Source organism: Flavobacterium sp. GSP6 (assembly GCF_003984855.1).
Classification (GTDB): Bacteria; Bacteroidota; Bacteroidia; order Flavobacteriales; family Flavobacteriaceae; genus Flavobacterium.
Window position 1 is genome coordinate 240,172 of record NZ_RYDO01000001.1, and the last position, 12,875, is coordinate 253,046.

At 36.1% G+C, this 12,875-nt stretch carries 11 protein-coding genes; 1 reads left to right on the forward strand and 10 read right to left on the reverse strand.

Annotated features, from left to right (window positions below):
• Positions 1 to 10: 10 nt before the first annotated feature.
• From EKM03_RS01100 to EKM03_RS01110, 3 genes are read right to left on the reverse strand one after another with little or no spacing between them, the layout of a single operon-like run.
• The gene (locus EKM03_RS01100) at positions 11 to 2,320 is read right to left on the reverse strand and encodes a penicillin-binding protein 1A (protein WP_126739731.1); all 2,310 of its coding nucleotides are present in this window, start codon (positions 2,318 to 2,320) and stop codon (positions 11 to 13) included.
• Between the two features lie 9 nt (positions 2,321 to 2,329).
• On the reverse strand, positions 2,330 to 2,809 hold the full coding sequence (locus EKM03_RS01105) for a gliding motility lipoprotein GldH (RefSeq protein WP_126457707.1): 480 nt from the start codon (positions 2,807 to 2,809) through the stop codon (positions 2,330 to 2,332).
• A complete protein-coding gene (locus EKM03_RS01110; RefSeq protein WP_126457706.1) occupies positions 2,793 to 4,049 on the reverse strand; it encodes a regulatory iron-sulfur-containing complex subunit RicT in 1,257 nt (418 codons plus the stop codon). Before EKM03_RS01110 ends, EKM03_RS01105 begins: the two co-directional genes overlap by 17 nt.
• A 604-nt stretch (positions 4,050 to 4,653) precedes the next feature.
• Between EKM03_RS01110 and EKM03_RS14940 the strand changes: the two genes are divergently transcribed.
• Positions 4,654 to 4,815, forward strand: a complete 162-nt coding sequence (locus EKM03_RS14940; RefSeq protein ID WP_156063281.1) for a hypothetical protein — start codon at positions 4,654 to 4,656, stop codon at positions 4,813 to 4,815.
• 157 nt (positions 4,816 to 4,972) lie between these two features.
• Here the strand turns inward: EKM03_RS14940 and tnpA are convergent, their stop codons facing one another.
• From tnpA to EKM03_RS01145, 7 genes are all read right to left on the reverse strand, one after another.
• The gene (gene tnpA / locus EKM03_RS01115; RefSeq protein ID WP_126563558.1) at positions 4,973 to 5,407 is read right to left on the reverse strand and encodes an IS200/IS605 family transposase; all 435 of its coding nucleotides are present in this window, start codon (positions 5,405 to 5,407) and stop codon (positions 4,973 to 4,975) included.
• A gap of 21 nt (positions 5,408 to 5,428) precedes the next feature.
• Positions 5,429 to 6,814, reverse strand: coding sequence for a rhodanese-related sulfurtransferase (locus EKM03_RS01120; RefSeq protein WP_126567788.1), 1,386 nt, complete (start codon positions 6,812 to 6,814; stop codon positions 5,429 to 5,431).
• A 327-nt stretch (positions 6,815 to 7,141) separates the two neighbouring features.
• Positions 7,142 to 8,080 carry a serine hydrolase gene (locus EKM03_RS01125; RefSeq protein ID WP_233584041.1) on the reverse strand — a complete coding sequence of 313 codons (939 nt, stop codon included), beginning with the start codon at positions 8,078 to 8,080 and terminating at the stop codon, positions 7,142 to 7,144.
• 379 nt (positions 8,081 to 8,459) lie between these two features.
• Entirely contained in the window at positions 8,460 to 8,870 is a 411-nt protein-coding gene (locus tag EKM03_RS01130) for a BrxA/BrxB family bacilliredoxin (RefSeq protein ID WP_126739732.1), read from the reverse strand.
• A gap of 102 nt (positions 8,871 to 8,972) precedes the next feature.
• Positions 8,973 to 10,124 (reverse strand): lycopene cyclase family protein, encoded by a 1,152-nt coding sequence (locus EKM03_RS01135; protein WP_126739733.1) that lies wholly within the window; start codon positions 10,122 to 10,124, stop codon positions 8,973 to 8,975.
• 36 nt (positions 10,125 to 10,160) lie between these two features.
• Positions 10,161 to 10,628: a thioredoxin family protein gene (locus EKM03_RS01140; protein ID WP_126739734.1), complete on the reverse strand. Its 468-nt coding sequence runs from the start codon at positions 10,626 to 10,628 to the stop codon at positions 10,161 to 10,163.
• Complete coding sequence (locus tag EKM03_RS01145; protein ID WP_126739796.1) at positions 10,628 to 12,871, reverse strand: TonB-dependent receptor; 2,244 nt, start codon at positions 12,869 to 12,871, stop codon at positions 10,628 to 10,630. Before EKM03_RS01145 ends, EKM03_RS01140 begins: the two co-directional genes overlap by 1 nt.
• Positions 12,872 to 12,875 lie beyond the last annotated feature (4 nt).

The following is a 12,875-nucleotide window of genomic DNA, read 5'->3' on the forward strand; positions in this document are numbered from 1 at the left end:
GATGAAAATTTTACAATTCAAATTCATCGGTATTTTGTTCAATATTAGTGGTGTCTATTACTTTTGGAGCGGTGTAGCAGTCTACTTTTATGGATAGATTTGCGGGTCTTTCAAAGGATGCTTTGGATACTTTTAGGGCGGGATCTTCGTAACAAAGTTTCATAAAATAACCCCAAACCGGCAGTGCTGCTGTGGCACCTTGTCCGTAAGTTATGCTTTTGAAACGGGCAGAACGGTCCTCGCAACCCACCCAGACTCCAGTTACAAGATTAGGAACCATTCCCATAAACCATCCGTCAGATTGGTTTTGTGTAGTTCCTGTTTTACCTGCAATAGGATTTTTAAATTGATAGGGATATCCTGTCCAGCGTTTGTCTCCGTTTCCGCCGCCGGTGGTGCGCAGACGATCTCCGGACCCGCCTTCCGTAACGCCTTCTAATAATTTGATCACGGCATACGCGATGTCTTTGTTTAAAACATCATGTGATTCAGGGATGGGTTCGTAAATAATTACGCCACCTTTATCTTCGATTCGAGATATAAATTGGGGTTTCATATACACGCCTTGATTGGCAAAGGTGCTGTAAGCAGCAACCATATCTTCGACGGTTATTTCAACGGCTCCCAAAGCAATGGAAGGCTGAAGCGGAATCTCTGATTTGACGCCTAATTTATGGGCTAAATCGACTACAGCTGCCGGACCTACTCGGTCTATTAATTTTGCGGATATAATATTGATGGAATTTGCCAATCCTCGTTTTAGGGTTACCATTCCGCTGTATCTGTTGTTGGAGTTTTTTGGTTCCCAATCTTCGGTAACATTATGACGTCCTTTTCTAATCATAAAAGGGGAATCAATAATGGAATCACAAGGTGACATATTCAATTGCTCTATGGCTGTAGCATAAACAAAAGGCTTGAAAGTGGAACCAACTTGTCTGGCACCTTGCCCTACGTGATCGTATTGAAAATATTTATAATCGATACCCCCAACCCACGCTTTTATATTTCCCGTTTGAGGTTCCATCGCCATGAGTCCGGATTGTAAAAAATGTTTGTAATACCGAATGGAATCCAATGGCGTCATAATAGTGTCTTTTTCTCCCTTCCAAGAGAAGACTCTCATTTTAGTTTTTATGCTAAAGGATGCTATAATTTCTTCGTCCGTTTTTTCCAGTGATTTTAATACCGCCCATCTGTTCGATGATTTCATGGCTTGGCTTAAAATGCGTTGTGTTTCTACAGAAGAGATGTTGACAAATGGCGCATTTTTATTTGTTTTGGATTGCTCGAAAAATTCTTCTTGAAGATTGGCCATGTGCTCCGTTACTGCTTTTTCAGCGTGCAGTTGCATTCTGGAATCAATGGTAGTATAGATTTTTAGACCATCTTTGTAGATGTCATAATCTGAACCATCCGGTTTTTTATTTTCCTCCGCCCATTTTTTTAGGTAGTCTCTTAAATATTCTCTGAAATAGGTTGCTGTTCCGTCTTTGTGCGTTTCTAATTTGAACTTTAATGTGATTGGTAAAGCTTGCAGTCTTTCTTTTTCTTCTTTTGAAATTATTTTTCCTTTTTCTAATTGCAGAAGCACTACATTTCTTCGGTTTATCACTCCTTGTGGATTTCTCACAGGATTGTAAAGACCAGAATTTTTAAACATTCCCACTAATATTGCCGACTCGCTGATGGTTAAGTCCTTTGGTTCTTTAGAAAAATACGTTTTTGCGGCTGAACTAACTCCGACAGAATTGTTTCCAAAATCGTATACATTACAATACATGGCAATAATTTCATTTTTAGTGTATTGTCTTTCTAATCGGATGGCAATAATCCATTCTTTTATTTTTTGTACAATTCTAAAAGGCAGGAATTTAGATCCTTCTCCGTGAAATAATTGTTTGGCTAATTGCTGCGTCAAGGTACTGGCTCCTCCGCTGGTTCCTAAGCTCGAGATGGCTCTCAAAGTACCTCTTCCGTCAATGCCGGAATGCTCATAAAAACGAGCATCTTCCGTTGCGATTAGTGCTTGAACCAAATTTTTTGGCAAGTCAGAATACTTTAATTGAGATCTGTTTTTTTCGAAATATTTCCCTAAAACCACTCCGTCAGCGGATATGATCTCAGTCGCTAAATTAGAATCGGGATTTTCTAAATCTTCAAAAGAGGGCATCGAACCGAAGATTCCCCAGGAAGCAAACAGGAAAAATAAAGCAAGACTTCCTAACCCTACAAAGAATATTTTCCAAAAAATATTTTTGTAATGAGCCATGTCTTTGTCATTATCTTTAGCGGGACTGTTGTTTTTTTTGATAGCCATAATACTATTTTATTCTTTTTTTTCTATTCTAAAACCTACATCTGTAACTCCGTCTAAAGCCGTCACGCCGGGAACTTTGCCGTTTTCTCTGACTGCTTGCTTAATATGAACGGTGTATTTGGATCGAAACCGTACATTTTCCTTATAAAAAAGTTTGCTTTCTTTTATGTCTGAAAATCCATTCCCTAATAGTAATCCCTCCGGATCAGCCATTTGGTATTCGAGCGTGTCTACTTTTGTAAAACCATTAGGTAGTTCTAAAGCTACAATTAAGAACAAATTGTTGTATTGATACGCATTATTCGCTCTCAAATTCACAAACAAATTATAGCGTTTTGTGGAATCTAGTTCTGGTAAATGGAACGTTACAATGCTGTCTTTATGCCACGCACTACCCACAGATTGATAGTCATCAAAAACCCTTTTTTTATCACACGACCAGAATAGAATTACTACCAAAAGAAGTAAAGCGCTATTTTTTATCCACATTTTTAGTAATAATTATAGGTTTTCTTGGCTCCACAGGCTTTTTGTCATTTGGAGTTTGACGGGTATTGTTTGCAGGTTTGTTGCTGTTTGCTACAATTGCATTTTCACCGCCTGGTTTTCGTTTTTTATTTGGTTTTTTCTTCGTTTTGGGTTGATCAAAACGAGTTAAACTTTCTTGTCCCATTGCATTATTGAAGTTTTTCTCTGGTTCTGCAATGATTTCTATTGCAAAATCTTCTAGCGAAGAAACTTTATTTTTCAGTTTGTTTTCAGCGATGATTTCTCGGACTTGATCAATTTTCAATACGTGCCAATTTGCAAAATTATTGGTGTAGGCAAACCACATTAATCCTTTGAAAATATCTTGTTTCTGGCAAATGGCATCTCCTTTTTCCGTTACCAATTTTGTTTCAAAATCCGGGAAGTCTTTCAAAGCATCCATGTACGTATCCAGTTCATAATTCAAACAGCATTTCAATTTTCCGCATTGTCCGGCTAGTTTTTGTGGATTCAAAGATAGTTGTTGGTACCGTGCCGCTGAGGTATTTACACTTCTAAAATCCGTCAGCCAAGTCGAACAACACAATTCTCTTCCGCAAGAACCTATTCCGCCTAAACGAGCTGCTTCCTGACGGAAACCTACTTGTTTCATTTCTATTCGGGTACTGAATTCTTTAGCAAAATCTTTAATTAATGCTCGAAAATCAATTCGGTCATTTGCCGTGTAATAAAACGTAGCTTTTGATCCGTCCCCTTGAAATTCGATATCTGAAATCTTCATTTCCAGTTTTTGAGCAATCGCCAGTTCCCGTGCGCGCACCTTCATTGGCTCTTCTTTTTCCCGTGCCGCAGACCAAATATCAATATCTTTTTGGGATGCTTTTCTATAAATTTTCGGAATTTCGTTGCCCAGGTGATTGGCTCCTTTTTTCTTCATTTGAATTTTAACTAATTCTCCTGTCAAAGTAACAATTCCTATGTCGTGTCCCGGAGAAGCAACAGTAGCCACGATATCGCCCATGCTTAACGTTAATTTCTCTGTATTGCGGTAAAATTCTTTTCTGCCGTTTTTGAAGCGTACTTCCACACAGTCAAAAGGGGCGTCACCATTAGGCAGACTCATATTAGAAAGCCAATCAAAAACCGTCAATTTATTGCAGCTGTCGGTGCCGCAAGTCCCATTATTTTTACAACCTTTAGGTGATCCACCATCAGAAGTTGAACAACTTGTACATGCCATAATTTTATATATAGTGTTGCGACGAGCACAACTTATGTTTTTAAAACGTTTAATGTGTAAAGATAGTATTTTTTAATTTTACGTCACAACGCATAAAAGCACGAATGCCTCATAAATTTTCAATAAAAAAACCCATTACAAATTAGTTTGTAATGGGTTAGTTTTGAATCCCTTCTTATAAAGATATGATGTGTTTTATATCTATTTTGATTTCAAAGATTGCCCCATGAATGTCTTCAACTGTTGAAACGGTTGGCTATAGTTTAATGGCTGTGTGTGTTTAGAACATAGCCTACGGTTTCAACCGTAGGCAACGTAAAGAACAATACATTGTTTTTCAAAGCTTGTCCTATGAATTTCTCCAACCGTTGAAACGGTTGGTTGTAGTTTAATGGTTGTTTGTTTTTTGAACATAGCCCACGGTTTCAACCGCTGGTAACATAAAGAACAACACATTATTTTTCAAAGATTGTCTCATGAATGTCTCCAACCGTTGAAACGGTTGGCTATAGTTTAATAGTTGTGTGTGTTTTGAAGATAGCCACGGTTTTAACCGTTGGCAACGTAAAGAACAATACATTATTTTTCAAAGGTTTTCTCATGAATGTCTCCAACCGTTGAAACGGTTGGCTATAGTTTAATGGCTGTGTGTTTTTTGAACATCGCCTACGGTTTCAACCGTTGGCAACGTAAAGAACAATACATTATTTTTCAAAGATTGTCTCATGAATGTCTCCAACCGTTGAAACGTTTGGCTATAGTTTAATGGTTGTGTGTGTTTAGAATATAGCCCACGGTTTCAACCGTTGGCAACGTAAAGAATAACACATTATTTTTCAAAGATTGTCTCATGAATTTCTCCAACCGTTGAAACGGTTGGCTATAGTTTAATGGTTGTGTGTGTTTTGAAGATAGCCACGGTTTCAAATTTGGCTTAACCCATGTAATTTTATAAATTCGTCAAATTCATCTTGAGAATTTTTCTTTAAATGATGTTGCTTTTGATTCTTTATGTAATTATAAACGGATTCTAATTGAGATTCACTAACGGAATAAGCGGCATAACCTGTTTGCCAAGCAAATTTTTCAATCATTAAATTTTCTCCATTTATAGAATGTGACGAGCTCCCTTTAATTTGTTTTATTACATCTGCAATTGATTTTTGTGGATTTAATAAAAATAAGGCGTGAATATGATCTGGCATTCCATTAATGATTCGTACGGGACATCCCAATTCAATTAATTCTTGTCTGATATAGTCGTATACTTGTTTCTCTATTGAAAAGTCAATTAATTCACCTCTGTTTTTGGTTGCCCAAACAGCATGAATCCATAATTTATTAAAGGAATGTGGCATACAATTAGTTTTAAATTTCCACTAATCTACAACTTTATATAATTTATCTGACAATCGAATCCGGAATGGCAATTTAAAAGTACAAGTATCTCCAGAAACTGCTTTTTCTTGTGCTAAATCGTTCACCAGCATTTCTTCAATAATTACTATTTGTTCTCCGGTTGTAGCTCCTTTAATCAGAATCGTATCACCAATTTTGATTTCGTTTTCTTCAATTAGAAACTGACCAATACTTGGTTTTGGATAAAAGTGAGTTCCTTTTCCAATGTATTGTTTTTTGATCTTTATTTCTTTTTTGAGAACGGTAGCTACTCTGCGAGCAATTTTTGACTCAGCCAATTCACTAAGATTCGGAACTCCTGCTAATGGATCTTGATTATTTTTGAAAGTCAAAACGTCTGATTTCCCTTTTTTGAAGATCTTATTTCCGTTTTTAATTCCTCGTCTAATAGCTTTCTGTTCTTCTTCCGGCAAATGAATTATAGTTACACATTCAGCAGAACAACAGTTTTCCATTTTTCCCTTGCAAGAGTCACATTGAATAAAAAGTAAATGACAACCTTCGTTCACGCAATTGGTATGTACGTCACAAGGTGCGCCACATTGATGGCATTGCGAAACAATATCGTCTGTAATTCTTTCGCCCAAGCGATGATCAAACACGAAGTTTTTTCCAATGAATTTACTTTCTAAACCTTCTGCTTTTACCTGGCGGGTGTATTCAATAATTCCGCCTTCAAGTTGGTACACGTTTTCAAAACCTTTATGTTTGAAATAAGCACTGGCTTTTTCGCAGCGAATTCCTCCGGTGCAATACATCAATAGTTTTTTGTCTTGTTTGTGTTCCGTAAGCTGCTCTTCGATAATGGGTAATGATTCCCGAAAAGTATCCACATCTGGTTTGATAGCTTTGGTGAAATGTCCAATTTCACTTTCGTAATGATTTCGCATATCGACTACAATCGTGTTTGGATCTTCGAGAAGTTCGTTGAATTCCCTTGCTTTTAGGTGAATTCCAATATTCGTCACATCAAAAGTTTCATCGACTAAACCGTCAGCCACAATCTTATCACGGACTTTTACGGTGAGTTTCAAGAACGAATGATCGTCTTGTTCTACGGCAATATTTAATCGGATTCCTTTCATAAAATCGTAGACCTCGATGGAATCTTTGAATGCATAGAAATGATCCGCAGGCAATGATAATTGGGCGTTGATTCCCTCACTGGCTACATAAATCCGACCCAAAACTTCAAGTGAGTTCCACGCCAGAAATAATTCGTTACGAAATTGTGTTGGATTTGAGATTTGCGCATAAGCATAGAAAGACAAAGTAAGACGTTGTTTTCCGGCATCATCAATCATGATGGCTCTTTCCTCTGCGCTTAATGTGTTATACAGTTGCATGCTATAAACAGTTTTAAGTTGAGAAATATATTTTTTGCAAAAGTAAACAAAAAGGTTAAGAGAGGCAAAGTTTTGAAGGGACTAAGGTTCATAATCAATAACAAGGCATACTTAATTTACGGTAATGTCTTGATTATTTAATTTTTTAGGAGCTCTTCCTGCTGTTCACTATATCTGTTGTGGCGAACCCCGCCACAACAGGATGCCGTTTCCATCTGGGCTAGGACATTAGTGACAAATAGAATGTTTAGTTTTCCAAAATCGTAATTATCGCTATGAGCCAAACGAAAGGATTCGTGCGGGTGCGGGGAATCGATTATTTTTCAATTAATTTTTTGGAAGGCTATATTTTTGGTCTTTCAGTATTGCTATAATCGCATCTGATATTTCAAAAACTTTTCCGTTAAAGTTGTTGTTTAATAGAATTACTGTAAATTTCTCATCAATATCCGAAACTAAAATTGCTTCATAATTCCCGGATCTTCCATCATGTAAATGCTCAATTAAATTTTCGCCTTTAAATTTTGCTTTTCCCAAAGCGGATTGAGTTTCTTGCAAATCAAATTGTTGACCTATTTCGTAAAGTGATTTTTTATTGATTATTTTTTTTGAATGAAGACAATTTGCCCATTTCAGTAAATCAAAGGTTGTTAAGTAAGTACCACCGGTTATTGGTAAGTCGGTTTTGTCCGAAACTAAATTATTATTAAATCCTTTAGCTATGTTTTCTACATTTTCAAAAGGTGTCATAATAGAAAAATTCATTTTACAAGGTTTGAAGATGAATTTTTCTACATAAGTTTTATAAGACATTCCAGTTAATCGTTCAACAATAAAGTGTCTTAAAAAAACATTATTGTTGTTATAATCGTAATTTGTTCTTGGTTTAAAGTCAAGTGAGTTGATTAATTTTAAACCATCAAAAATATCTTTATCATTTTTAATCCCCGCCCATTTGACATTAGGTATCCCACTTGTATATTGCAATAAATCTATAATTGAAACTTCATTTGCCCATTTTTGTAATTCCGGAATGAATTTAGAAATCTTATCGGTCAATTTTAATTTGCCTTGTTCTTGTAACTGCAGTAAAGCAACTGCACTAAATTCTTTTGTGATAGAGCCAATATTGAATCTATAATTGGTAGTTAATTTATTGGTTTTTGTTGCATCAGTAAATCCGAATGAAGCGTTGTATAATATTTTATTATTTTTTGAAACAAGTACATTTCCATTAAAAACTCCAATTTGGTTTGACCATTTCATTAGAGAGTCAATTTTAACTATTTTTCTTTTTTGAGAAAATGCATTATTTGTCAAAAGTAAGAGAATAGTGAAAATTGAGAATAGCTGTTTGTAATATTTCATAATTTATTTTTTGTCGTTTTTTAATATTATTGATTAACATTGGCCTAACTATTTAATCTTATCAAAGATACACCTCTTTTTCTATCCTAAATTTTTCTAGCCCAGATAGTAGTAAAAATCCTTTTTTATCCGCTTTTTAGCGGAAAAAAAGATTGTAACTAATAGCTGGAAAAAGCTCCAAATAAAAAAATCGTACAAAGTTCATCTAATTTATAAATAAAAAACCCTTTCAGAGTTTAAAACTCTGAAAGGGTTAATGTATTCTATAATAGAATTTTTAGCAATACTCGTTAAATGCGTCTTTCAAGTTTTCAGCAATTAGTTCTGCTGGGCGACCTTCAATGTGGTGACGCTCTAGCATGTGCACTAATTCTCCGTTTTTGAACAAAGCCATACTTGGCGATGATGGAGGAAAAGGGAACATGTGTTGTCTTGCGGCATCAACTGCATCTTTGTCAACTCCTGCGAAAACAGTGATTAAATGGTTTGGTTTCTTAGCGCCATCCAAACTCATTTTTGCCCCGGGACGTGCGTTTCTGGCAGCACAACCACAAACCGAATTTACAACTACAAGCGTTGTTCCTTCTAATTTCATTGCGTTTTCTACTGCTTCAGCACTATGTAAATCTTGAAAACCTGCAGCGGTTAATTCCTCTTGCATTGGTTTTACCATTTCTTGTGGATACATATTTTTTTTATTTTAAATCAATACTAATTTTGAATTGCAAAGTTACAAAGTTTACAATCAAGTATAGGAGTTGAATTATAAAGTTTTGTTATAGTTTGATTTCTATTTAGTTGCTTTTGAAGCCACATGAAAAATAGCTTTTATAAATAGCATTTTGGGACATTTTAGAATAACGGTAATGTCCTCAATAAAAGAAGTTTCCTCATCCAGAAATTTAAAAATCAAAGTTGGATTTCCTTTTTTGAACATCGAAGAAAAGATAGAAGAACCCAATTCATTTTTTCGGTCTAAGATGTCTAACAGAAGTAAATCGTAAAACCAGAATTTAGTGCTTTTATGAAACTTAGTAAAGTCGGTTTCCCTTTGTAGAAAGGCAACCAATTCTGTTGATTTTTTATCCGAATTTTTGAAAGTATAGCCCGTACTAGCTTTCGTCCAACCACCAGAAGTTCCTATATTGATTACGTTTTTAGTATTCGCTTTCCAAAAAGGATAACACGTCATAGGAATGCTACCTTGCTCTTTTTCGACGATTTCATAGTTTGTAATCCCAAGTTTTTCGATGTATTGCTGGATTTCGTTTTCGTATTCTTCGGTCTTCAAATGGTGGTGCGAAAACAAGGTGTATTCCAGTAAAGCTTCAGTTTTGGAAGTGGGCAACACATACATAAAACGGGTATTCCCTTTTTGTTCCACTGAAAAATCCATGAAAGTAGCTTGATCGGGATTGAAAACAGGCTGTTCACTTTTGATAAACCAACCAATAAAATGCTGCTGCAGCAAAGGATATTTGGTCTGGCTTGCTGCTTTTTGTTTGTTGTAAATACTATTAAACAATTTCGAGCATGAAAAGGATTCGCTTTCGGTTTGTACCATAATTATGGTTTCGGATTCTTTGATTTCCAAAACTTTCTGGTTGATGAACGTGATGTTTTCTTGTTTTGAAAGCAGATCAAATACCCGATTATAGAAATCCAGCCCTTTAACCATATTGTAGCGGTAGGGTTTCAGGTCTAAATCCCGGTGAAAATCTGCATTGGCAAACAAAGCCGAATCCCATTTCTTGGAAATGGATTGTTCCCAAACCGAATCACTAGTTTTCCAAAAACACCAGGTTCTGTCGTTGGTTTTTTTGGTATTTTCATCCAATAACAAAATACTTTTATCTCGGAATTTACCAGATTGGACCATTTTATACACGGTCATCAAAGCCGATAATCCTGCGCCGGTAAAGATGTAATCGAAGTGTTTCATTTGAGAATTTGACATTTCCATCAAAAATAGACAATTTTATTCTTTTAGTTTGGCTAAAATCAGCTTAAATTCTTTTGGGTTTAAGTAGCCGTAGTGCTGAAAAATAATCTCATTTTCACTGTTCAAAACACACAAAACAGGAAAGTTCAGTTGCTTGTTGACTGTTCCTAATGCGAGGGCCAGTTCATGTATTCCGGAGTTGTTTCCCGTGGGTCGGAATTGAAAACTAGTTTTGTTAAAAATAACCGTTCGCTTTTCCTCGGCATTAAAATCAATAAAATAGAAATTAGAATTGAGCTGGGTAATAATTTCCTTGTTTTTAAAAGTGGTGTTTTTCATGGCATGACAAAATTGGCACCAATCGGTTTGAATAAAAACTATCGTTTTTCTCTTTTTGTTATTTTGCAAACTGTCAATTTGTTCAAACGAAACCGAATGCAACTGCGCAAATCCAGCGGGAATCGCACAGCATAAAAGCAACAGTATGAAAAGTTTTTTTCTCATTATCTCAAGGTATATCGGATTCCGAAAAAACTTCTGATTCCTTGGTTCGGTCCATATACATACGTCGTGTCAAAGGTTAGTCCATAGGGATTTTGGGGAGTGGCCTGCGCTTGTCCGCTTGTGTCGTACGTTACATTTTTATCAAATGGATCATTTGTTCGTGCAATTAAAAACGGATTATTTTGTTTAGGCAAAAAGTTCAACAGGTTTTTAATTCCGGCATAGAATTCAAAAGCTTTTAAACCAGAATACGTGCATTGAATGTTTTGCAAACTGTACCAAGGTGATTCTGGAGCACGGGGATCTAAAGCGCTTAAAAGTGGGAGTCGCATAGGGCTGTATAGATTTCCGGTGTAATCAATATTTAAATCGATAGCTTGAATTTTATAGGAAACACTCCAAGTTGCTGTAAATTTTTCGGTTAGAAAAGGTGTTTCTTTTAGGCCATTTTGAACGTTTTTGTTGTCTAACAAAGAAGCACCGGTGATAATTTTTAATCCATTAGGAAAATTGAAATCGACATTCATACTGATTCCTTGACTTATCGCATAACCATTGATGTTGTCATAAATGATTTGGTTGGGATCAGTAACATAATCCGAAACAATTTTATTACTGAATCTGGTATGGAAAAAGGAAGTTTCAATGCCAATAAAGGTTCCGTTATCAAAATTTATTTTCTTAATATAATTCAAATTGGCGTTTATCGATTGCTCGGGCTTTAGGTTGTTTGCAATTATAACTTCGCGAGCGCCAGTCAAGGCAGCATGATCTTCGGTGAATAGATTTACGACTCTAAAACCGGTTCCGGCGTTCAGTCGAATAATATTATTATCGTTCAATTTCCATTTATAGGCAATTCTTGGCGTCAAGATACTTCCGTGAAACGAGTTGTAATCGTAACGCAGTCCCAAGAGTATCTTGTGTTTTTCGGTAAATGTAATTTCGTCCTGAACAAAAATTCCCGGCAGCCAGGTTTTCTCGGGATTGTTATTTCCCTGTTTTAATGTTGCCGGTGTATTGTCATCGTAATAATTGTATCGGGTAGCAATTCCGGTTAGTAAATCATTCCTCCCTGTTTTCTTGTCCCAAGTTAGTTGTACAAAACCAATTTTTTGATTGGCAATATAACTGGTTGTCCCGTAGCGACTGTCTTGAAAATGTACATTTCCTGAAAAGGAAAGCATTAGTTTTTCCTGAAAAGGCAATTGGTAACTTCCTATTAGTTCCGCTCGTTTTGTATAAATGCTTTCGCCATAGATCTCGTCTCCGCCACGGTGTTTTTTCTCCCAACGCACATCGCCGCCAAAACGGTCTTCATAAACCCCACGCGCCGCAATAGTGAACAAACGGTTTTCTTTTCTGTTGAAAGTCCATTTTTGAAAAAGGGAAATTCGGTCTGAAAGGGTAACATCGGTAAAATTGTCGCCATCGTTGTCTATTTTTTGATTGTAGCTAAAATAATTTAAACCTAGAAGTGCCGTAGCTTTCTGTCCAACATTGAGTTTTACTCCTAAATCAACATTAGTTTCCAACCAAGAAGTAGAAAACACATCTGCGGAGAATAGGGGAGCGTTTGTTGGATTTTTGGTAATAATATTAATCAAACCTCCAACCGCCTCACTACCGTATAAAGACGAAGCGGGACCTTTTACGATTTCAATTCGTTCGACCAGTGAATTCGGAATTCCAGATAATCCGTACACCGTGGATAAACTGCTCACGATGGGCATTCCGTCAATTAGAACTAAAGTATACGGACCTTCAAGCCCATTAATATGAATGTCGCCCGTATTGCAAACGCCACAATTAAGCTGTGGTCTAACACCATTTACATTCTGTAATGCTTCATAAATACTGGCCGTTGGATTTTTCTTGAAAAATATTGGGGAATAAACCTCGACAGGAACGGGACTTTCCAGTCTTTTTACGGGTTTTAAAGTTCCGGAAACCACAACTTCGTTAAGTTGGTTTTCATTATTTGAAAGTTCCAAATCCAGAATAGTGTTTTCATTAATTTTGACCGTTATATTCTTTTTTAAAGTTTGAAAACCTTCTGCAACAATTTGTATTTTGTAATTCCCTTCAGCAATATTCGCTATACTGTAATTTCCTAAACTATCCGTTTGGGTGGCGTATTTTGTTCCAATTAAAAAAACTCGAGCCTCCGAAACCCCTTTTTTTTCTGATGAAATAAATCCAGAAAGATTTGTTTTTTCTTGGCTGTAGCCAAAGTGAAACATAAGG

Bases quoted from the DNA above. Each gene is read 5' to 3' on its own strand.
- EKM03_RS01100 (WP_126739731.1), bottom strand. From the start codon at position 2,320: ATGGCTATCAAAAAAAACAACAGTCCCGCTAAAGATAATGACAAAGAC.
- EKM03_RS01105 (WP_126457707.1), bottom strand. From the start codon at position 2,809: ATGTGGATAAAAAATAGCGCTTTACTTCTTTTGGTAGTAATTCTATTC.
- EKM03_RS01110 (WP_126457706.1), bottom strand. From the start codon at position 4,049: ATGGCATGTACAAGTTGTTCAACTTCTGATGGTGGATCACCTAAAGGT.
- EKM03_RS14940 (WP_156063281.1), top strand. From the start codon at position 4,654: ATGTCTCCAACCGTTGAAACGGTTGGCTATAGTTTAATGGCTGTGTGT.
- tnpA (WP_126563558.1), bottom strand. From the start codon at position 5,407: ATGCCACATTCCTTTAATAAATTATGGATTCATGCTGTTTGGGCAACC.
- EKM03_RS01120 (WP_126567788.1), bottom strand. From the start codon at position 6,814: ATGCAACTGTATAACACATTAAGCGCAGAGGAAAGAGCCATCATGATT.
- EKM03_RS01125 (WP_233584041.1), bottom strand. From the start codon at position 8,080: ATGAAATGGTCAAACCAAATTGGAGTTTTTAATGGAAATGTACTTGTT.
- EKM03_RS01130 (WP_126739732.1), bottom strand. From the start codon at position 8,870: ATGTATCCACAAGAAATGGTAAAACCAATGCAAGAGGAATTAACCGCT.
- EKM03_RS01135 (WP_126739733.1), bottom strand. From the start codon at position 10,124: ATGAAACACTTCGATTACATCTTTACCGGCGCAGGATTATCGGCTTTG.
- EKM03_RS01140 (WP_126739734.1), bottom strand. From the start codon at position 10,628: ATGAGAAAAAAACTTTTCATACTGTTGCTTTTATGCTGTGCGATTCCC.
- EKM03_RS01145 (WP_126739796.1), bottom strand. From the start codon at position 12,871: ATGTTTCACTTTGGCTACAGCCAAGAAAAAACAAATCTTTCTGGATTT.